A 21092-nucleotide genomic window follows, 5' to 3' on the forward strand; every position below is an offset into this window, starting at 1 on the left:
ATTTTACACGGTGAACCGCGTCTCATCTCAACGCGACAGGTGATTGCTGTAGGGAGCCGGGCACGCTTTTTTTGACGTGAAACCTTTCTCTTATAATAAGGACTACGCCCGCTTGAGGGTGATAATACTATTTGTCCGGAAATAACCGCCGGATTATCCGGATCGATTATCGGATAATTGATACACGATGAACATCTATAACACTGAAGCGCAAGCTCCGACACTGTTCGGACGATTGCTGGCATGGCGGGAAGAACATGTCAGTCATCGTACGTTTGTGCTTTTTCTCGCTTTTCTCGTAGGCTTTTTCTCGGCCGTGGCGGCATATATTCTTCATGAGATAATAAACCATATAGTGGCTTTGCTGACAGGGTCTTTCAACCGTCAGACGGCTAACTGGCTTTATCTTGTATATCCGGTGGTGGGAATCTTCATCACATCTCTCTTCGTGAGATATGTGGTCAAAGACAATATCAGCCACGGAATAACACGTATTCTTTATGCGATAAGCAGCAAGCGGAGCCGTCTTCGCGGACATAACTGCTGGTCGTCGGTGATAGCTTCGGCCATAACCATCGGCTTCGGAGGCTCGGTGGGAGCCGAGGCTCCTATCGTTCTTACCGGTTCGGCAATCGGTTCCAATCTGGGGCAACTGTTCAAGATGGACAACAAGACACTCTTGCTGCTCGTCGGTTGCGGTGCGGCCGGAGCCATTGCCGGAATATTCAAGGCACCGATAGCCGGTCTTGTCTTTACACTCGAAGTACTGATGATAGACCTTACAATGGCCTCACTGCTTCCTGTGCTCATCTCCTGTGTCACAGCCACGTGCTTTACGTATATATTTCGCGGCTCTACGGCCCTTTTCTCGTTTCATATAGACAGTGACTGGGTCATCGGCCGTGTGCCGGCCTGTATCCTGCTTGGTGTGACATGCGGCCTGATAAGCCTTTACTTTATACGTACCATGAATATGTGCGAGAATGTTTTCGCCCGTTTCAAGAGCCGTCCTTACGTGCGCTTGCTTATCGGCGGAGCTACGTTGAGCCTGTTGATATTCCTTTTTCCGTCGCTCTATGGTGAGGGGTATCGTGATATCAATCTTCTGCTCAACGGACAGACGGCTGAAGATTGGGACGGTGTCTTGCGGAACTCGCTGTTTTCCGGGCAGAGTAATCTCCTGATACTTTATATAACCCTCGTAATGCTTACAAAGGTAGTTGCCACCTCTGCCACCAACGGCGGAGGCGGATGCGGCGGAACTTTCGCGCCCAGCCTTTTCATTGGGTGTTTCGGCGGTTTTTTGTTTGCCCGCCTGTGGAACATATATAATATCGGAATTTATACGCCTGAGAAGAATTTCGCACTTTTGGGCATGGCCGGAGTTATGTCAGGGGTGATGCACGCTCCGCTCACCGGCATATTCCTTATAGCCGAGATTACGGGCGGGTACAGTCTTTTCCTGCCGCTGATGATCGTGAGCGTGTGCTCATATCTCACGATAAGCATATTCGAACCGCACAGCATCTATGGCATGCGACTGGCTCGGCAGGGCAAGCTCATCACTCACCATACGGACAATGCGGTGCTCACTTTGATGACTCTCGACAGCATAGTGGATAATGATTACACTGCAGTGTCGCCCGATATGGAATTGGGAGAGATTGTGCATAAGATCAGTCTGAGCCGCCGCGACATACTGCCGGTACTTGACCCGGCCGGCAATCTGCTTGGCGAGATAAACATAGGAAAATTGAGGCACGTGGTGTTCCGCACCGAACTTTATCATCATTTCCGCGCACATCAGTTGATGTTGCCACCTACTGTCACACTGAGCGACGGAATGCCGATGACCGAGGTGATGAAGGTGTTCGACCGCACACAGGCAGACGGGCTGCCCGTGCTCGACAGCGACGACCGGCTGAAAGGTTACGTGTCACGCCAGCGACTTTATGCCGCATATAGGAAGATGGTGGCAGACATGAGTCAGGAATGACCGTTTTTATAAGCAGTATTCACCGAATAAACAGAAATTATTTTGAGAAAGCAGGATTTAAGGATTATATTCATGGGCACGCCTGAATTTGCCGTAGAGACGCTAAAGGCGCTTGTCGAGAACGGTTATAACGTGGTGGCAGTGGTGACCCAGCCCGACAAGCCGGTAGGCCGTCACGGAAGTGTGATGCAGCCGTCTGCCGTGAAGAGATATGCGCTGGAGCATGGCCTTCCGGTGTTGCAACCGGTAAAGATGAAAGATCCGGAGTTTGTCGAGGCGTTGCGTTCTTATGACGCGAATTTGCAGGTTGTGGTGGCTTTCCGCATGCTTCCCGAGGTGGTTTGGGACATGCCGGAGTATGGCACGTTCAATGTTCATGCGGCACTCCTTCCGCAGTATAGAGGAGCTGCTCCGATCAACTGGGCCGTCATCAATGGGGAGAAGCGGACTGGTGTCACGACTTTCTTCCTCGATAAGGACATAGATACCGGCAGGATAATAATGCAGATGCCTTTCGAAATCGCCGACGACTATAATGTGGAGGACGTATATGACGGGCTTATGAGGCTCGGCGCTGAGATATGTATCAAGACGCTTGAGAGGATTGTGGAGACAGACGGTCATCCTGAGTCTGTACCGCAGGAAGAGCTTCTTGTCACGGCGAGAGAACTTCGTCATGCTCCCAAGATTTTCAAGGATACATGCAGGATAGACTGGGGAAAGACGGGAAAAGAAGTTTATGACTTCGTCCGTGGTCTAAGCCCTGTGCCAGGAGCGTGGTGTAATATCGTGTCGCCCGACGGATGCGAGAAGATGATTAAGATTTACGCCACGGAAAAAACAAGTTTCGGGGCATCGGCCGCACCTGGCTCAATAGTAGTGGAAAACAGGCAGATGTATGTATGTACCGGAGATAGCCTCTTGCGGATGTGTGAACTTCAACTTTCCGGCCGTCGCCGTATGACAGCCACGGAGTTTATCAATGGCATGAATGATGCCGGCCGTCACCGTATGGAGTAGAAACTTGTGTGGCATGAGGCAAAAAATGCTTTGGCGAGTATAATAAAACAAGGCAACTGTCGTTTGATAGATAGAAAGTGTAACAAACCAAAGAGTGCCTATGAAATATTTTACGCAAGAAGCATTACATCCGAGTGAAAGAACGCTTGAACTGATAAAACAGATAGCGTATACTTACAGAGTGATAAAACTGACCGACGGCACGCAGGCTGCCTGCTGTCTGAATTAACCGCAAAGTAATGGCAATAGTATCTCCGTCGCTTCTCGCCGCCGATTTCCTTAATCTCGCCGGTGATATAGACATGATAAACCGCAGTGATGCCGATTGGCTTCACATTGATGTCATGGATGGTGTTTTCGTACCCAATATATCGTTCGGTTTTCCGGTCATTGAGGCCGTGGCCAAGGTGTGCAGAAAACCGCTTGACGTGCATTTCATGATTGTTCATCCTGAGCGATATATCGGTGAGACAGCCAGACTAGGTGCCATGATGATGAATGTGCATCTCGAGGCTTGTACACATCTGCACCGTACGGTACATGAGATACATGAGGCCGGCATGAAAGCAGGTGTGACCCTCAATCCGTCAACCCCTGTGAGTATGCTTGAAGACATTGTCGGCGATGTGGATATGGTATTGCTGATGAGTGTAAACCCGGGATTTGGCGGACAGGTTTTCATCGGGAACACAATAGAAAAGGTCAGGCGTCTGCGGGATATGATTAAACAGAGCGGTTCGAAAGCGTTGATAGAGGTTGACGGAGGTGTGGATGCCGTCACGGCGCCGTTACTTGTGGAAGCCGGCACTGATGTGCTTGTGAGCGGCAGTTATGTGTTTAAGAGCAATACTCCGGAGCAGACAATACACGATCTTCGCAGTCTTTGATTTCAGCGAATGATTTTACATGGCGCCCAAAAATCGTTTGCCTGATACAGACCATGAGATGTCGGATATATAAATGCGGGTTTTGAGTTGTTATTGTATTTGTCTGGATTATGAGTTTTATGAGGTTTGGCTGGTTCTTGTTTCAGATTTTAATCGGTTAGACTTAACCGATTGGGTAATGAACTTTTAGCGAATTATTTTAGTAATGGAGGTTGATATTTCTTAAACATGCGAAATTCAGCCTTTTGCATTGCTATGTTGTCAAATAACTATTTGATAGACAATATAATATCTTTTTCCGAAAATACGAGCGATCGTAATAATTTTATAAAATCGGATTGCAGAAAAAGAATATCATTCATCCCGTTGATTTTCCTAAATGTTTTTCGGAGAAAAATATTCTTTTGGGAGTCGTCAATTACAGTGTTTGTGTACTCATTGCTATATTTAGGGTATGTTGGGATATTTAATCGAGAAGGGGATGCGTAACCATTTCCCGTTCCCACTTCTCGATTATCTTGTACCGACGTAAAAGCTATTTCGTTCTCTTCCGGTCTGAATACCGCTTCCACCACAGATAATAACCAGTCAGTGGCAATGTGGCACCGATGAGCGCGGCAAGGAAATAGAGCAGTTTCGTCCAAATACCACCCCAGGAACCGGTATGGAACGCGTAGAACCAAGCTTGGAGACGTTGATGTCGGGGCGTGTCCTCATAACGCATAATGTCACCGAGACGAGCACTGTGCGGGTCGAACGCAATGCGGTCGGTACGTCGTATATTGGATTGTCGTACGACCTGCGCTTCGGTTTGTGTCAGTAAGATTGTTTTGTAAACAGGATAATGTGCGGTGAGTTGCGTGAGCGCCTTGTCCCACACGGAATAATCGAACTTAAACTCTTCTTTCTCGTTTCGCAACTTTCCGAGTTTCGGATCAGCGGTTCCCTTACCTGTTGTTTTGCGGCCATTGCGATCAATAAAATAGGTCTTTTTCAAGGTGTTTTCTGATGCGGCAATGCTTTGCTGTGCACCGCCAAAAAGTGCGTAAGCAGCTGTGCGGTACCAGCCGAATGACCAGGTAAGACCTGTCAGCGCCATTACCAGCAATAATAGGGTAGTGTAGAATCCCAATGCGATGTGGCAGTCGTAGTAGAAACGGCGGCGTCCGTTGAAAAATGTTATTTTCAACCTGTTGCGTAACGATTTGCGGTTACGGGGAAACCAAAGAATAAAACCGCTAACCAAAATCACTACCAGACATAGCGTTGAGACTCCGACAATGATTTTTCCGACAGATTTCTCTCCTTTAGCTGCAGGTGGATCAAGCAGCCAGCGGTGGAGCTTGCGCATGGTGGAACTTCCGAGCCAGCCGTTCACGTGACCCGTATAGGGATCAACGCTCAACCGTCTGCGGCCCGTTTCGTGAAAGGTGACCATACAGGTTTCGTCGTGCTGGCCGGAGAGTCGCAGTGAGGACAGATGGAGCGAATCAGGCATCTGCTCGTCGACGCGTGCCACGAGTTGCGATGGTGCAAGTGGCTGTACATTGGCGTGAGCCACATGGTAGAGTTTTGGGTGAAGCGCACGGGTTGCTTCATCTTCGAAGACGAGCGCAGCACCGGACAGACAGATGACGGTGACGATAAGTCCGAACGGGATGGAGAGCCACAGGTGTATTTTTGAAATGAACTGTTTCATAAATAGAGTATTTGGGACGGACAAAGTAACAGCTTGGCAGATAGCGGGCTGTTATTTTGTCCGTTGTATTTTTTACTTTTGGATGGTCAGTTTTCCTGCGGTGGCAACGGATTCCGCATCTATCACCAGACCTTTGTGGGCACGTCCTGTCACTGTATCTATTTTATAGAACGCCGGTTTGTCGCCACCGGTCACGGTCACTGCTATGTACATGGCACCGTTCTCACCGTATGGTTCTCCTCCGAAGCCCGCCAGATTGGACGGCAAGCCCGTAACGGGAACCACCGTTTTCTTTTCGGCGTCGAAGACGGCCAGTTCATTGACGATGGCATCCTTGCCTTTCTTCATTCCATCCACGCCTTCGGAATAGAGCTGGAGCAGGAAGTGGCAATCCGAAATGTGCCAACAACGGAAGATAGGATGCTTCGTGCCGATTTCTTCGAAATTCACATAGTAGTCGGGGTCGAAGTCCGTCTCTCCCTTACGTATACGCACTACGCCCGATGGTTTGGTTCCTGTTACCTTTTTCAAATCAGCCGACGAAGTAAATGTGCGACCATAGCCTGGCGAGAAGACGTAGAGATCTCCATTGTCGGCAGCCCAAATCGTTTGGTAGTACTGTGAACGCATGCGACCGCATGCGAAACCGATTCGGTCGGTCGAGGCGATTACAGGTTTCTCTGCGAATGATGTTCCGCTGTAGATGGCGATGTAGGCACGATCTGGATATTGCGTAGAGGGAATCACGCCAGCCGTATAGGAGCCACTGGCAGAACCGCCGTCGGCTTTGGCGATCAGTTCATGGTCAGTTACCTTATCCGGCCACTTTGCTATGCCGTAGAGGCTCATGCCCATCGGTACGACCGAGGTGTAGAGTTTGCCGTTGGCCTCTTCCAGACCTGCGAATGTCACCTTCTCGCCATTGCCGAGAAAGTTCTCCGCATCAATCGACCCTTCGGTTTGTCCACCCGTATTTTCATCAAGGTAGTTGAATAGAAGCGCTTGTGCTATATTGCCTTGGGCATCCGTTGTTTTAGAGTTGCCGGTCGATACGGTCACGACCTTGTCGCCCCACGTGCCGTAGGAGGTGATGCGGTTGAATTCGTAACTGTATTTCTCGGTGGGTTTACCTGTTGCGTTGAGGTAGTAGGATGCGCCGGTACCGGCTCCACCTTTGTTATAAACCAGTGAGAATACATATTTATGGTTCTTGAATACCCAGTAGGAGCCACCGAGCACCTCAGTGCCCATGCCACGCACGGTAACAGTGCCTTCATCAAGTGACGGAGCGGTAATAAGATAGCTCGTGCCGTCGTCCATAGCCGCGATTACGTATGAGGTTCCGGCATCGGTACCCGGTGTTGTCTCGGGTGTGTCATTGCTGTCGCTGCACGAGGTCAGCAGGCCGGTTGTGCCGATGCATAATAGGGCGAGAAGCCCCAATGTGTGAAGATTCTTTTTCATAATTGTTTTTTTTATTTGTAATTTATAAATCAGTCGCCGAAATGAACACGTGCCTTGACGTAGAACGAACGTCCTGCTTTCTGAAGGCTAAAATTATCGTAGAGTCGTGCGTCGGTCAGGTTACGGCACTCCAATGAAATATTATAACGTCCGTTTTGGGTGCTGTACGACAGCTGGAGATTGTGCGAAAGTTGCTCAGGCACGTAGGCTTTGGAGTCTTTGTCGCCAATGTTCTCCCAGTTAAGTGGAAAGGAGTGCTGCCAGAAACCTTCATAACCTACTGTGAGTGTATGTCCTCTGGCGAAGAGGTTACGCCAATAAAAATTGGTGTCGAAGTTGGCAAAGCGGTATGGAATGTTCGGCAGCCGCACCTTGTAGTGCATGTTTTCCTGCTGAGACGATCCTGTCCAGTTCCGCTCATAGTCGCGTGTGTCTATGCTATTCCACGTACCACCGAGGTCGAACCTGCGGGCAAACGAGTAGCGCAATGACACGTTGTAGCCTTTGGTGCGGACATGTCCGTGGTTCTCGTAGATGCCATATTGCGTTGAGCCGTGCTTTCCCAGGCCGCGCTTGATGTAGTCTTTTGTGTTGCGGTAGATGAGGCTGACATCTGCATATAGGCTGTGGTAGCCGAAACGGCCGTGGTAGCTGAAATTCAGGTTGATATTGTCGCTCTTTTCAGACTTCAGGTCTGTGCGGCCTGCTTCGAGATCCTCGTCACCGAAGAGTTCGTCGGTGGTGGGCAAACGGAAAGCCCGCTCGTACGAGAGTTTCGCTTGCAACTCTTTTAGTACGTAATAAGTTCCTGCTGCCCCATAACCCCATGTAGACAAACTTTTGCCAAGCGAGACGTAATCACCCACACCGTCGGTACTGCGTGACACGGGACCACGGTTGTATTGTTGGTAATACTTGACAAATGCTAAGGCATTCCACCGCTTGGACGGAATTAACCGATAAGAAAGTCCGCTGATGTTCTTGCGCGTAATTTTAGGAATGGAAAAATCTGTCACTACCGATGACTTTCCCAAGTGAGAGCGGCTCGTGCGTCGAAAATCGCTATATACATGATTGAACGTCAATGTATGGATATCGCCGATGCGGTAGTTGAGCGTCAGCGTGGCATTCCAGTTCGTATTTTTCGATTCGCTGTTCTGATAGGATTGCTCACCGCGACTGCCTTTTTCGTAATAGTGGCCGTACCAGTTATAATAGCGGGCTGTCGTATCGATATTGTGTGTAATATTGTGGTTATAATTTGCTGAGACGAGCAGGTTGAGCCCCGGAGTGAAGATATTGTGCTTGACATACTCGAGTGAGGGGGAGAGCGAATGCCCTTTACGGTGTTTCTCTCCGAAAACAATCTCCTGATAGACACCCGTCTGGATCTCCTTGTAGAAATTTGACCAAGAGAAGCCAAACACGAGCCGGTCAGCCCATTTTTTCCCGATAAGACCGAGTTTACCAGACACCACCTCATTGTGAAACGCATTATTGAAACGACGGACATGTTTAACGTCATTTTTATCTACGGGAAATTTGTGGATCGTACCATCGGGTTGTACCTCGAACTCACGCACCCAGTTGTCGATGTAATAATTGTTGTCCGAATAATTCTGGAATGCTTCGATTGTATACAAGAACCCATCTTTGGTCGTTTGTCCGAGGCGAATGCTCGAGCGATGGGTATTAAACGATCCGTAGGAGTAGGAGGCATCTGCATGCCAACTGCTACGTCGTTTATTTGTGACTATATTTACTACACCGCCAATGGCGTCGGTACCGAAGCCCACAGGCACGACTCCTTTGTATACCTCTATACGCTCGGCAAAGCCCACAGGGATATTGTTCAGGTCAAACGCCTGTCCGGCTCCTTCATGTGGCACACCATCGATGAAAACTTTGACGTGTTTGCCGCTGAAGCCATCAAGCATAAGCTGCATGTCGGAACCCACACCACCCGATTCGCGGAGTTTTATGCCGGGTAGTCGCGAAAGTGCGTCACTTAGACTTTTGGTCGTATTCTGCAAGGTCTTGGTATTTATTGCCACTGCATTGAACGGTGATTGTTGAACCCGACTTACACCGCTGGAATGAACGACAACCTCTTCCAACCCGGTCGTTGCCGGTCGTAGAATGACCATAAGATTTTCCGAATCCTGACTTACTGTTATATTTTTCTTGACGGGTTCGTAGCCGAGAAGTGAAACGACCAACTCGTGCGTTCCTACAGGAACCTTGAAGCGAAACCTCCCCTTGTCGTCTGTGGAGCATCCGTAATTTGTATCTTTCAGATATACGGTAGCGAAAGAAGCTGCCGTACTGTCTTTTTCCATTACTCTCCCCGAGAGCCATGCGAAGACGGGCGAATCATGATGGCCATGGTGCGGACTATGCGACTGAGCGGAAATCGGCAGAAAGCAGACAGTCAGTATGGCAACAAAAGCCTCTATTTTTCTAAATCTGTGTATATTTTTTATTATTGACATATAATTAGTTTTCGAGTGCAAAGATAAGCTTGCTGAAAAAAATATGCAATCGCAAAAAATAGGTATTTTGATGGCTGATACTTCTTGCGGACGGTTACATGACGCTGGAATGTACCCTTAGACTGATGTATCATACTTTCTTGGCTGACTTGGCATTGTGCTGTTAAAAGAGTTTCATAATGGTTTCCGGCTCTATACAGATACAGAGATAGTGGGCTTTTATGCAGCCGCGAAACATCCATCTTGCTATTGAGCTGTTTAATCTCGCCGTCTACCGTAAGACAGCACTTCAAATGCGGGTTGCATCCCTGTTTTTCGCTGTTTTTTTCATATAGAGCAATTACTTTGAATGTACTTCGCATAACTCACTTTTTAGGGGTTACAAGAGTATGTTATAGTGAGTTCCCGACAGAAATGCAGACTGCGCAAATCACAAAAAAAAGAAAATGAAACCAGCCCAGACTTCCGGCCTGCCTCAATAAATTGTTTTGTATTTGCCAGTCCGTTGCGGTACAATATGTGATCGTTATTTTAAATGATTAATACAAAACGCCTTGCAACCGAATACCCGTTGCAAGGCGTTTAATGCTTTAATGACATGAATTTGTCTTATGATTGCAAACGGAAAATACTTTTCCGCTTTTTAAAAGAACTATCCTATGTAGGAATGGTTCTATTTTTTTATGCTTTTCAAGCTTCCATTTTAAGCAGAATATCGTGTTCGTGAGCCATGCGCCTGAGGTTTAGAATTGCATATCGCATGCGGCCGAGAGCGGTGTTGATGCTGACTCCCGTCACTTCGGCAATCTCTTTGAACGACAAATCCTGATAAAATCTCATGTATACCACCTCACGTTGTGCGGTGGGCAGTTTGTCCATCATTCGTTTTACGTCTGTCATAATCTGGCTGTTGACTATTTCTGACTCTATTCCGGTATCTATCACAGAGTTCTCGTTGAGGTTGGACAGGTCGTTGTCTTCAGTTGGTTCCACGATATGTTCGTTTTTCTGCATCCTGTACCAGTCCATAATGACGTTATGGGCAATTCTTGTTACCCAATAAGAGAACTTTCCCGAGTCTGTGTATTTACCCTCTTGTAGCTTGGTGATGACTTTTACGAATGTGTCTTGAAACAAATCATTAGCCAGTTCCTGGTCCCTGACCACGAACATTATATATGTGAACAACTTTGATTGATTGCGTGCCAATAACTCGTCAAATGCCTTGTTGTCTCCTCCAACATATCGTAAGGCCAACTCTTCGTCGGTCATACTGTCAAATTTCGTCATACTTAATCTTTGTTTTTATTATTAAGTAAAGTTTTTGTCGATAGGCAAATGGTTTGTCGGTTCGTTATTAACATCTGTTGTTTATGATGCAAAAGTATATAAAATAATCTGTATGACCAAATAATCGGGTACTAAATTGTTTTTTCAAAGATATTTTCGTTATCTTTGCATGGTAAGACACATCCGGCTTTCGGATGATGCGTCGCAGTGCATTGAGCAGTGCGGAAAGACTGTGAAAAAAGAAATAACATAATCTGAAATGATAAAGCTTTTTGTGCCGGGAAGGCTTTGCCTCTTTGGCGAGCATACCGATTGGGCGGGGCATTACCGTACCATGAATGCAGATATATTGCCCGGAGCTGCTGTCGTGACGGGAATAGAGCAGGGGATATATGCCGAGATTGAGCGGTCGCCGGTCTTTGAGGTGACGAGTTGCGCCCCGGAGATAGAGGGGCTTTGGAGCAATTTCTCATGCCGTATGAACGACGCTGAACTGAAAAAGGTAGCCAAGTCGGGCTCGTTCTTCTGCTATTGTGCGGGTGTGGCGTCATATATGCTCGAATGGTATAAGGTGGGTGGCGTGCGTATAAACATTACTTCGATGACGCTTCCGATGAAGAGCGGATTGTCGAGCAGCGCTGCTATCTGTGTGCTTGTGGCAAGGGCATTCAACAAACTGTATCACCTCAATCTTAATACGCTCGGCGAGATGAACATCGCCTATCTCGGCGAGCTTCGCACCGCGTCTCGTTGCGGCCGTCTCGACCAGGCGTGCGCTTTCGGTGTGAAGCCGAGCCTGATGCTTTTCGACGGCGACGAGGTGGAGGTAAGGGCTATGACAGTCAAACGGCCGTTGCACTGGGTGATAGCAGACTTGTGCTCGTGTAAGGATACAGTGCAGATACTGGCAGATCTCAACAAGTCGTATCCTTTTGCCATGGACGATGACAGCCGGCGGCTGCATGATTTTTTCGGAAGCAAAAACAGGGATATTGTCGAACGTGCGGTGGGGTATATTGCGTCGGGCGATGCCGAGCGGCTCGGCAAACTGATGACCGAGACGGAGGATCTTTTCGACAGGTTTGTCACTCCGATGTCTCCTGCGCTCAATTCCCCGATACTGCACCGCTATCTGAATGATGAGAATATAAAGCCGCTCGTATATGGAGGAAAAGGCGTTGGGTCGCACGGTGACGGCTCGGTGCAGTTTCTCGCTCGCGACTCTGAGTGCCAGCATCGGCTTGAAGAGTACCTTAATGATTGCGGATTGCGTGCTTATTCGTTCACGTTGCAGCCGGTGCATACAGTCAGGAAAGCTATTATTCCCGTCGCAGGGTTCGGCACCCGGCTCTATCCGGCCACATGTGCCATGAAAAAAGACTTCTTCCCTGTGCCGTGTCCGGATGGCATGGTGCGTCCTGTCATACTTATATTGCTCGAAGAGTTGATGGCCAGCGGCATAGAGGAGGTTTGTATAATACTCGGCTCGGAGGAAGAACGGCGCCAGTATATAGATTTTTTTGAGACACCGTTGCCTGAAGAGTATTTGAGAAAGTTGTCTCCTCAAAACCGTGGCTATGCCAATCATATCCTTGATATAGGCAAGCACCTGCATTATGTTTACCAGAATGAGAAGCGTGGTTTCGGGCATGCTGTCTTTCAGGCAACGGAATTCGCGGGCAATGAGCCGGTACTGCTGTTGCTTGGTGATACGTTGTATAGGAGCGATGGTAACAAGACATGCGCTCTGCAACTGATAGAAGAGTATGAGAAGTATGCCAAGCCTGTGGTTGCCATTCATCGGATCTGTTTGACTGATGTGGACAAATACGGGATATTGAGCGGTCGGTGGGATGATGTTCAGAGGCGTATTCTCAATGTGTCGATGATGACCGAGAAACCGGATGCCGCGTTTGCGGAAGATTGTATGTACGTGGAAGGTGCCGATGGAGGGAAAGAATACTGGTCGGTTTTCGGGCAATACATTCTCACTCCAGATGTGTTTGACCGTCTGGCGGCGGATATTATGGCGGCCGATGCTGACGGAGACGGCCGGGAGATTGAGCTGACGGCAGCTCTCGATGCAGTGAGGCGGCAGAAGGGCATATTGGGAGTGAGAGTTGACGGCCGTATGTTTGATATTGGTAATCCTTCCGCTTTCAGAAATACCGTCTTGGAGTTTGCTCGTAGTTAATGAGTTATTAACCGGTATATTGTGTGTCACATTATATATGGTGAGTGTGTTGCTGCATGTGGAGACATGTAATGGGCTTTGTGCCTGGCAATGATATTGTGTTTTAGGTGTTATTCGATGGCTATTAATTGTTATGAGCGGTGCGTCAAGTGTGAAGGCATGCCAATCCTTGTGTATATTCAATGAAAAACCGGCTGCGTGAAGTCATGCAGCCGGTTTTTCATTACGTATCATGTGGTGTTCAGAATTGCCACCATTTCTTTTTCATCTGTTTGTTTTGCGGACCATACGGGTTGCCGGTGTTGTTCCCTTCAGCTTCCATCATGAGGTCATTCCATGTTCTGCGGTGGCTGATCATTCGGTATATCGTGCCCCAATCTGGCAATCCGCCCACATTGCGGTCGTCTATGAACATATCCACTTTCAGCTTGCGGCTGAAGTGCTGGTTGTTGCTGGATGTCTCTTCCGGATAGTCCCGGTTCACGGCGTAAAACTCAACGCCCCTGCTTCTGCACCATTCTACCGCCTCTTCGAGCAAATCTCCCTCACGCACGCTCCATAGGATGAGCTTGTGATGATCTTTGATAAGCATTTTGAGGGTATCGATTGCAAAAGGAATCTCCTCACCGATTTTCGGGTATTTATGCTCGACTATTGTTCCGTCGAAATCTACTGCTATTGTCATTTCTTTACTGAATTATCGTTTGCGTTTCCGTAGTGGCTGTTCGCATAATTGCCATAACTTCCGTATGAGCCATAGTTACCATAGCTTCCGTATGAGCTGTAACCGCCGTAGCGTCCGTATTTGCCATACTTGCCATAGCCGTAGTAGTAGCCGTATTTCTTCTTTGACAGGTCTACACCGTTAAGTACTATGCACATGTTAGGCAGTTTTTTCTCGGCCGCAAGACCGTTGAAAAGGCCGAATGCCGCTTTCGGGGTATAGTCTGCACGGCACACAATGACGGTGACGTCTGTGAGCTTGCCGATTTGCAGAGTGTCGGTAACGAGTCCGACAGGTGCCGTATCGAGTATGATATAGTCGTACTCGGCTTTCAGCATCTCGATGATCTGGCTGAGATTTTCTCGTGCAAGAAGCTCGGTCGGGTTTGGAGGTACAGGGCCGGCAAACATGAGGTCGAGGTTCTTGTTTACTCCCGACGGGCGTATTTGGCTCTTTATGCTTTCCATTGTGACTTCGTCTTTTGACAACAGCGTGGTAACACCCATGTTGCGGTCAGACATTCTGAACAGTTTGCCAAGCGCGGGCTTGCGGATGTCGAGACCGATAAGGATGACTTTCTTGCCAAGCAATGCGAAAGAAACCGAAAGGTTGGCTGCATTGAATGTCTTACCTTCACCCGATGTGGACGATGTGAACATGATGACACGCTGGTCTCCTTTCAGCATGAACTGGATATTGGTACGCATGGCTCGGAATATCTCGTCTATCTGATCGTTCTGGTTCTCGTGCACCACAATACCGCCTGGGCTGTCTTCACTTCCGTTTGCCACAGCCACGTCCGCTATTATAGGCAGGTTGGTGAGTCTTGCTACATCTGCATGGCCCTCGATCTTATACCGGAGCAATTGCAGTAAGTATATGATGAGCAGCGGCATACCGAAGCCCGCCACTAATGCCACAAGCATGATTATGCTGCCTTTAGGGCTTACTTTGCCCTCAAATATAGGCTCATCGATGAGTTTACCCTTGTCGGCAGTGGCAGCCAACGATATTGAGTTCTCTTCACGCTTCTGCAAAAGCATCAGATAAAGACCTGATTTTACTTCCTGCTGGCGACCGATTTGAGTAAGCACACGTTCCTGTTCGGGGGTGCTTGATATCTTGCTTTGATACTGTGAGTATTGGTTCTCAATGTTCATGCGCTTTATATCGGCACTGTGACGAGCCTGTGACAGGGCTGTCCTGATACTGCTTTGAAGCTGGTCGAGTGTCTCTGTAAGCGTGAGCACCTGCGGAGCTATCTCTGATGCGGAGCGTAACAGTCTGTTACGGTCTATCACACTCTGGTTGTACTTGTTGATAAGAGTTGTGGAAGCGTTGTCTTCCAACCCTACATTGGAAGGGATTATCTGGTATTTGTTGTCCTGATTGTCTATGTATTCGCGCAGATAATCGAGCAGTTGTATCTGTGCCTTGGCTTCTGAGAGCTTTATTGAGTACTGGCTCGACTGTGCGAGGTTCTCTGTTGCGTCAAGTTTTATCTGCGTAAGGTTGTTACGCTTCTTGTAGCTCTCCAACGAACTTTCCGTCACGTCAAGCTCGGCATTGATCTTTTCAAGACGCTCGTTGATGAACTCCTCCGTCTTCACCGCAATCTCGTTCTTGTCGGCATTGGCCTGTCTGTTGTAGCATATAGCCAACTGGTTGAGGAAATCCTCCGCTCTTTCCACGTTTTTGTCTTTCAATGTCATTAGAGCGATGGACGTGGTTTTTGATGTAGGCTCTACCGACATGGCCTTAACGTATGAGGCTGCGACGTATGATAACGGATAAATGGTGACGTAGAGGTCTTTGTTTATGAATTTCTGATAGTCCTCCTGAGTTTCAAACACTGGTTTTATCGGGTTCTTTCTGAACGTGAGCACGCCCGCATACGTCTTTAATGTGGCAGGGAAAGAACTGAATGAGGTCTTGAACGGTCTTTCAGTACCTTCCTTTGTGTATGCCATACCGGTGACTTTATACGTGTCTCCTTTTTTTATTATCTTCAATTTGACGGGTTGAAGCGTCTCGTCCATTTGTTCAAGACTGGCGGGATCGATGTCTACGATGATAGGCTGGTTCTTGTATATGAGACGGTTTTTGACCCTTCCTTCAAGTTTATACTCTACATACAGTTTCAAATCCTTGATGGCTTCACGTGAAAGGATATGACTTTTCAGTATCTCGACCTCATTGTCTATACCCGCACTGTTGGATATGAAACCCAGTTCCTGCATGTTGGCAAGCATCTGGTTGCTGCTACCGCCTTTCTGTTTGTTTTCGTCCTTGATTAGAATTTTTGCCGATAGCTGATAAACGGGACTCTTGTATCTGAGGTATATCAGAGCACCGCACAGACATATAAATATAGACAAGGCGAACCACTGCCAGTTTAATATGAAAATGGTGAAAATGGTTCTGAAATCAAACGAACTCTCTTGCTCGTTCTGCGCAAGGGCATCTATTGTTTCTGTCGTTTCCAATTTATTCTTTTCTTCCATCATAGTGTTTGGTTCTTAAATATTCATGAGATATTGTCCGTAGTCGTTTTTTATCATGGGCTGAGCCAGTTCATGGAGCTTTTCCCTCGTAATCCATCCTTTTCTGAAAGCGATCTCTTCGAGGCACGCCACCTTGAGGCCTTGCCGTTTCTCGATTACCTCAATGAACGTGCTGGCTTCGCTGAGACTGTCGTGTGTTCCGGTGTCGAGCCATGCAAATCCCCGTTGGAGAGTCTGCACTTTCAGCTTCTTTTGTGCCAGATACTCCTGGTTCACCGTGGTTATTTCAAGCTCTCCCCGTTTGCTCGGCTTTATGTGCCTCGCAATTTCTACAACGCTGTTCGGATAGAAATATAACCCTACCACGGCATAGTTTGATTTCGGATTTTCCGGTTTCTCCTCGATGCTCAAGCAGTTGCCTTTTTCGTCAAATTCCGCCACCCCGTATCGTTCCGGGTCGTTTACATAATAGCCGAATACAGTGGCGAGATTATCTTTTTCGGCGTTTCTCACGCTTTGTTCGAGCAGTCCCGAAAAGCCGCTTCCGTAGAATATGTTATCGCCCAATACGAGGCATACCGAGTCATCGCCTATAAACTTGTCGCCGATGATGAATGCCTGTGCAAGTCCGTCAGGCGACGGTTGCTCGGCATATTCGAATTTTACGCCATAGTAACTTCCATCACCCAGCAACCGTATGAACCCGGGCAGGTCTGCCGGTGTGCTGATAATCAATATGTCTTTTATTCCGGCAAGCATCAGTACTGATATAGGATAGTATATCATCGGCTTGTCGAAAATAGGTATCAGTTGTTTACTGACCCCCTTGGTTATAGGGTAGAGCCGTGTGCCGCTACCACCTGCCAAAACAATTCCTTTCACGTTATAGCTGAGTAATAGTTTGAAATTTTCGGCAAAGGTAAGTCTTTTTTCCTGCATTACCATATATTTTACATGGAATTTAATTATAATATGAGGAAAAATAATTAACTTTGCATGCTGAAAGACGTATGATCAGCGGCTTATTGCGTATCGTTTGGACTTCGATTTCGTATATTCCCGCTTTTATTGAAAATAAATTTTATGAATATAATATCTAAATTATTCGGACGGAAGGAAGAAGAGACACATAAGACAGGCGGTATGGAAGATTTCATGACCCTGATACGTGTTTATTTTCAGGCTGCCATGGCGGCCGATCTTGGCATTACCAATCTTGCGATGCTTCCCGACTTGAGGGTTTTCAAGACAACGCTTCATGTGCCTACGGTAAATAACAAGCTCGGTGTGGGTGAGAAGTCGCGTTGCCGCAAGATGCTGAAAGACATCTACTCGATGGACGACAGTTTCTTTAAGGAGATAGACCAGAGCCTTCGCCGTAACTGCCGTAAGATGCAGGATATACAGGCTTACATGTTTCAGTTTCAGGGTTTTACACAGGATTTGATGATGCTCATGGGCAATTTGATGAAGTTCAAGTTGCGCATACCAGGTTTCTTCAACAAGGCTCTTTATATGATGACGGAGAAGACCGTGAATGACATTTTCACAAAGAACGACTATAAAGATCCCGGTGTGCTCAAGGCAGTGGTGTCGATACGCGAGTATGACCGCAGGTTGGGATTCAGTCAGAAGTGGGTCACCGATTTTGTTTACAAGGTGGTGACACTTGCCAAGAAAGAGCCGAAGCCGAAAGACGAGGACATAAAGAAATGAATTTCGGGTTATCGGCAATAATGTAAAGAATTAAAAAACATTAAACGATATACAAGCGGCACTTAAAATTGGAAGAAAAATAATATCTTTGTAAGATAAAGAGAAAAGCAATGGCTCCGAACGAACAGACGTTGACAACCTTTCAGACCCGTGTCAGGCAGATGATACTTCGCTTTCAGGAATTGAAAAAGGAAAACGAAGAGCTTTATGCAATGGTCGATCAGAACGAGAAAGACATAAGACGTCTTCGCGCAGACTTGGAAAACAGGAGCAGCGACTATGACTCTTTGAAGATGGCGAAGATGATGGAGATCACGGATGGAGACTTGGAGACGGCCAAGAACAGGCTGGCCAAGCTCATCAGAGATGTAAACAAGTGCATCGCGGTCCTTACGGAACAAAAGTAGTGAGGAAGATGGCAGAACAGAACAGAGATAAGTTGCATATACGCCTACATGTATATGATGAAGAGATAGAGGTGGTCATAGACCGTGCGGAAGAGGAATATTACCGTGCGGCCGCCAAGCATATCACGGACCGGTACAATGTCTACTCACAGATATTTAAGGGACGCAAGAGTGACCATACCATAGCGTTGATGACGCTTATCGACATCGCGCTTCAGCACCAGAAAGAACGTGCGAAGAACGATGTCGCTCCATATAACGATATTCTCAATACACTGACTGCCGAGATAGAGGATGCGCTCGGAGAGAAAAAGAAATGAGAATATTAACAACAACATATTATTAATTTATGGTTCTAACAATAATTATCGCCGCGGCCACTCTCATCATAGGGGGGCTTTGCGGATATCTTGTTTTCCGATATATAATAAAAGGGAAATATAACGAGATGATAGCCTTGGCCGAGAAAGACGCCGAGGTGATGAAAGAGAAAAAGCTACTCGAAGTGAAGGAGAAGTTCCTCAACAAGAAGAGCGAGCTTGAAAAAGAAGTGCAGGTGCGCAATCAGCATATCCAGCAAAGTGAGAACAAGTTGAAGCAGCGTGAAATATCGCTCAACCAGCGCCAGGAAGAGCTTGGCCGCCGGAAGAACGATCTCGACAACCAGCAGGTACGTATCGACAACGAGAAGAAACTGTTGCAGATAAAGAACGAGGAGCTTGAAAAGATGCAGCTTCAAGAGCGTGCCAAGCTCGAAGAGTTGTCAGGGCTTAGCGCGGAAGAGGCGAAATACCGTCTGGTAGAGGCCATGAAAGACGAGGCCAAGACCGATGCGCAGAGCTATATCAACGAGATTATGGACGAGGCGAAACTCAACGCCAACGCACAGGCACGCAAGATCGTCATACAGACAATACAGCGTGTGGCCACCGAGACGGCGATAGAGAACAGCGTGAGCGTGTTCCACATCGACAATGACGAGGTGAAGGGTCGTATCATCGGTCGTGAAGGCCGTAACATCCGTGCGCTTGAAGCGGCTACAGGTGTGGAAATCGTGGTCGACGACACCCCCGAGGCGATTGTTATCAGCGCTTTCGACCCTATTCGTCGTGAGATTTGCCGCCTTGCGTTGCATCAGCTTGTTGCCGACGGCCGCATACACCCCGCCCGCATAGAGGAGGTTGTGCAGAAAGTGAGAAAGCAGATAGAGAACGAGGTGATAGAGACCGGTAAGCGTACTGCGATCGATCTTGGTATACACGGGCTTCACCCCGAGCTTACACGTATCGTCGGTAAGATGAAGTACCGCAGTTCTTACGGTCAGAACCTTCTGCAACATGCCCGTGAGACGGCCAACCTCTGTGCCGTAATGGCTTCTGAGCTCGGTCTCAATCCGAAGAAGGCCAAGCGTGCCGGATTGCTTCACGATATAGGTAAGGTGCCTGATGAGGAGAGCGAACTGCCGCACGCACTCTATGGTGCCAAGCTGGCTGAGAAATACAGGGAGAAACCCGATATCTGCAATGCGATTGCCGCACACCACGACGAGTGCGAGATGAACACTCTGCTTGCTCCCATTGTTCAGGTGTGCGACGCAATCAGCGGTGCCCGTCCTGGCGCGCGCCGTGAGATAGTGGAGGCATATATCAAGCGCCTTAACGACCTCGAAGCCATTGCGATGAGCTATCCCGGTGTCACCAAGACCTATGCCATACAGGCAGGACGCGAGCTTCGTGTCATCGTTGGTGCCGACAAGATGGACGATGTGCAGACAGAGGCTCTTTCGAGCGAGATTGCCAACAAGATACAGAACGAGATGACATATCCCGGACAGGTGAAAATAACCGTCATCCGGGAGACTCGCAGCGTGGCATACGCGAAATAAGGACGCATACTCCGGAATTATGAGTATGGGGCAAGACATAACGAAGTCTTGCCCCATATTTGTTTTTTATACCGTTTTTGCCGGATGTACGGATTGGTATCCTATGATGCTGATTTACTGTAAGACGGTGGCGGCATGCAATGCCATGAAGATGTCGTCTCCGGTGAGGATGTAAATAAAACGTCATCTGAAGGGCGTCGGTTCTTTAACGCTTTCCTATGGCCTGTTTCGTGCATATATATGCAATGCCGGGTGGTGGATTTGGGCTTTCCTTTGAAAATTGATAAATTATTTGTTGTGTCAAGGTGCTCTGTTCGGTATATATCGTCCGGAAACAGGTCTTTTTTTCATTCGGATACCCGTTGCATTGCATTCGGTATCCCGTTGGATCGCGTTTAGCGTCTAAATGCAATGCAACGGGTATCCCGTTATAATGCGACGAGGTGCCCGATGCAGAGCATCGGGCACCTCGTCGCAGTCTGTTTTAGCCGTTGTTCGCACTTCTTTATCCGTTGCCGTTCGGGCTGTGGGATTGCCGTGCGTTCCGTTTGAAGCGGAATATATGAGTATGCGGGAGCGGTTATTTCTTCCGTTTGTCAAATATTACAGTTCCAGAAAGCGAATAAATATTCACAGACGGTTGTGGTTGTGTGGTTGGGATATACATGTATTTGTAAATATTTATCATGGTCGTGTCGTTTCATTATGTTTTTGTCGTATGCAAAAGTAATCAAAAACAAGCGTTGATGCAAGCTTTATCACGATATACAGCGCGATATGCCCTACACTTTTTATGCCGCATGTCATTTGGATT

Annotated in this window: 16 protein-coding genes; 9 read left to right on the forward strand and 7 right to left on the reverse strand. The window is 47.8% G+C overall.

Going from position 1 to position 21092, the window contains the following annotated elements; genetic code table 11:
* Window positions 1-187: 187 nt before the first annotated feature.
* From HPS53_RS03980 to rpe, 4 genes are all read left to right on the forward strand, one after another.
* Window positions 188-1996, forward strand: a complete 1809-nt coding sequence (locus HPS53_RS03980; protein ID WP_172204543.1) for a chloride channel protein — start codon at window positions 188-190, stop codon at window positions 1994-1996.
* A 42-nt stretch (window positions 1997-2038) separates the two neighbouring features.
* Complete coding sequence (gene fmt / locus HPS53_RS03985) at window positions 2039-3016, forward strand: methionyl-tRNA formyltransferase (RefSeq protein ID WP_104370337.1); 978 nt, start codon at window positions 2039-2041, stop codon at window positions 3014-3016.
* 100 nt (window positions 3017-3116) lie between these two features.
* Window positions 3117-3245, forward strand: coding sequence for a hypothetical protein (locus tag HPS53_RS12690; protein WP_255401984.1), 129 nt, complete (start codon window positions 3117-3119; stop codon window positions 3243-3245).
* 10 nt (window positions 3246-3255) lie between these two features.
* Window positions 3256-3903 carry a ribulose-phosphate 3-epimerase gene (gene rpe / locus HPS53_RS03990; RefSeq protein ID WP_104370338.1) on the forward strand — a complete coding sequence of 216 codons (648 nt, stop codon included), beginning with the start codon at window positions 3256-3258 and terminating at the stop codon, window positions 3901-3903.
* 535 nt (window positions 3904-4438) lie between these two features.
* On the opposite strand, the gene HPS53_RS03995 is transcribed toward rpe, so the two are convergent.
* The 4 genes from HPS53_RS03995 to HPS53_RS04010 all read right to left on the reverse strand — a co-directional run bounded on the left by HPS53_RS03995 (window position 4439) and on the right by HPS53_RS04010 (window position 10848).
* On the reverse strand, window positions 4439-5602 hold the full coding sequence (locus HPS53_RS03995; protein WP_172204545.1) for a PepSY domain-containing protein: 1164 nt from the start codon (window positions 5600-5602) through the stop codon (window positions 4439-4441).
* A 72-nt stretch (window positions 5603-5674) separates the two neighbouring features.
* On the reverse strand, window positions 5675-7066 hold the full coding sequence (locus HPS53_RS04000; protein WP_172204547.1) for a DUF4374 domain-containing protein: 1392 nt from the start codon (window positions 7064-7066) through the stop codon (window positions 5675-5677).
* A 29-nt stretch (window positions 7067-7095) separates the two neighbouring features.
* Window positions 7096-9558 carry a TonB-dependent receptor gene (locus tag HPS53_RS04005; protein WP_104370341.1) on the reverse strand — a complete coding sequence of 821 codons (2463 nt, stop codon included), beginning with the start codon at window positions 9556-9558 and terminating at the stop codon, window positions 7096-7098.
* A 690-nt stretch (window positions 9559-10248) separates the two neighbouring features.
* Window positions 10249-10848, reverse strand: coding sequence for an RNA polymerase sigma factor (locus tag HPS53_RS04010; protein WP_104370343.1), 600 nt, complete (start codon window positions 10846-10848; stop codon window positions 10249-10251).
* Between the two features lie 259 nt (window positions 10849-11107).
* Between HPS53_RS04010 and HPS53_RS04015 the strand changes: the two genes are divergently transcribed.
* Window positions 11108-13042, forward strand: coding sequence for a sugar phosphate nucleotidyltransferase (locus HPS53_RS04015; RefSeq protein ID WP_104370344.1), 1935 nt, complete (start codon window positions 11108-11110; stop codon window positions 13040-13042).
* 241 nt (window positions 13043-13283) lie between these two features.
* Here the strand turns inward: HPS53_RS04015 and HPS53_RS04020 are convergent, their stop codons facing one another.
* From HPS53_RS04020 to rfbA, 3 genes are read right to left on the reverse strand one after another with little or no spacing between them, the layout of a single operon-like run.
* On the reverse strand, window positions 13284-13727 hold the full coding sequence (locus HPS53_RS04020) for a BT0820 family HAD-type phosphatase (protein ID WP_104370345.1): 444 nt from the start codon (window positions 13725-13727) through the stop codon (window positions 13284-13286).
* Window positions 13724-16270: a tyrosine-protein kinase family protein gene (locus HPS53_RS04025; RefSeq protein WP_104370346.1), complete on the reverse strand. Its 2547-nt coding sequence runs from the start codon at window positions 16268-16270 to the stop codon at window positions 13724-13726. Before HPS53_RS04025 ends, HPS53_RS04020 begins: the two co-directional genes overlap by 4 nt.
* A gap of 15 nt (window positions 16271-16285) precedes the next feature.
* Window positions 16286-17152 carry a glucose-1-phosphate thymidylyltransferase RfbA gene (rfbA, locus tag HPS53_RS04030; RefSeq protein WP_104370401.1) on the reverse strand — a complete coding sequence of 289 codons (867 nt, stop codon included), beginning with the start codon at window positions 17150-17152 and terminating at the stop codon, window positions 16286-16288.
* A gap of 201 nt (window positions 17153-17353) precedes the next feature.
* Between rfbA and HPS53_RS04035 the strand changes: the two genes are divergently transcribed.
* The 4 genes from HPS53_RS04035 (at window position 17354) to rny (ending at window position 20278) form a co-directional block, all read left to right on the forward strand.
* A complete protein-coding gene (locus HPS53_RS04035; RefSeq protein WP_104370347.1) occupies window positions 17354-17986 on the forward strand; it encodes a hypothetical protein in 633 nt (210 codons plus the stop codon).
* A 110-nt stretch (window positions 17987-18096) separates the two neighbouring features.
* Window positions 18097-18393, forward strand: coding sequence for a hypothetical protein (locus HPS53_RS04040; RefSeq protein WP_104370348.1), 297 nt, complete (start codon window positions 18097-18099; stop codon window positions 18391-18393).
* A gap of 8 nt (window positions 18394-18401) precedes the next feature.
* Window positions 18402-18713, forward strand: a complete 312-nt coding sequence (locus HPS53_RS04045) for a cell division protein ZapA (protein WP_104370349.1) — start codon at window positions 18402-18404, stop codon at window positions 18711-18713.
* A 29-nt stretch (window positions 18714-18742) separates the two neighbouring features.
* On the forward strand, window positions 18743-20278 hold the full coding sequence (rny, locus tag HPS53_RS04050; RefSeq protein ID WP_104370350.1) for a ribonuclease Y: 1536 nt from the start codon (window positions 18743-18745) through the stop codon (window positions 20276-20278).
* Window positions 20279-21092 lie beyond the last annotated feature (814 nt).

Origin of the sequence: Prevotella sp. PTAC (assembly GCF_013166535.1) — a bacterium.
In the GTDB taxonomy this organism is placed as follows: domain Bacteria; phylum Bacteroidota; class Bacteroidia; order Bacteroidales; family Bacteroidaceae; genus Prevotella.

Coding starts and splice junctions, on each gene's coding strand:
- HPS53_RS03980 (WP_172204543.1), top strand. CDS start 188: ATGAACATCTATAACACTGAAGCGCAAGCTCCGACACTGTTCGGACGA.
- HPS53_RS12690 (WP_255401984.1), top strand. CDS start 3,117: ATGAAATATTTTACGCAAGAAGCATTACATCCGAGTGAAAGAACGCTT.
- rpe (WP_104370338.1), top strand. CDS start 3,256: ATGGCAATAGTATCTCCGTCGCTTCTCGCCGCCGATTTCCTTAATCTC.
- HPS53_RS03995 (WP_172204545.1), bottom strand. CDS start 5,602: ATGAAACAGTTCATTTCAAAAATACACCTGTGGCTCTCCATCCCGTTC.
- HPS53_RS04000 (WP_172204547.1), bottom strand. CDS start 7,066: ATGAAAAAGAATCTTCACACATTGGGGCTTCTCGCCCTATTATGCATC.
- HPS53_RS04005 (WP_104370341.1), bottom strand. CDS start 9,558: ATGTCAATAATAAAAAATATACACAGATTTAGAAAAATAGAGGCTTTT.
- HPS53_RS04010 (WP_104370343.1), bottom strand. CDS start 10,848: ATGACGAAATTTGACAGTATGACCGACGAAGAGTTGGCCTTACGATAT.
- HPS53_RS04015 (WP_104370344.1), top strand. CDS start 11,108: ATGATAAAGCTTTTTGTGCCGGGAAGGCTTTGCCTCTTTGGCGAGCAT.
- HPS53_RS04020 (WP_104370345.1), bottom strand. CDS start 13,727: ATGACAATAGCAGTAGATTTCGACGGAACAATAGTCGAGCATAAATAC.
- HPS53_RS04025 (WP_104370346.1), bottom strand. CDS start 16,270: ATGGAAGAAAAGAATAAATTGGAAACGACAGAAACAATAGATGCCCTT.
- HPS53_RS04035 (WP_104370347.1), top strand. CDS start 17,354: ATGAATATAATATCTAAATTATTCGGACGGAAGGAAGAAGAGACACAT.
- HPS53_RS04040 (WP_104370348.1), top strand. CDS start 18,097: ATGGCTCCGAACGAACAGACGTTGACAACCTTTCAGACCCGTGTCAGG.
- HPS53_RS04045 (WP_104370349.1), top strand. CDS start 18,402: ATGGCAGAACAGAACAGAGATAAGTTGCATATACGCCTACATGTATAT.
- rny (WP_104370350.1), top strand. CDS start 18,743: ATGGTTCTAACAATAATTATCGCCGCGGCCACTCTCATCATAGGGGGG.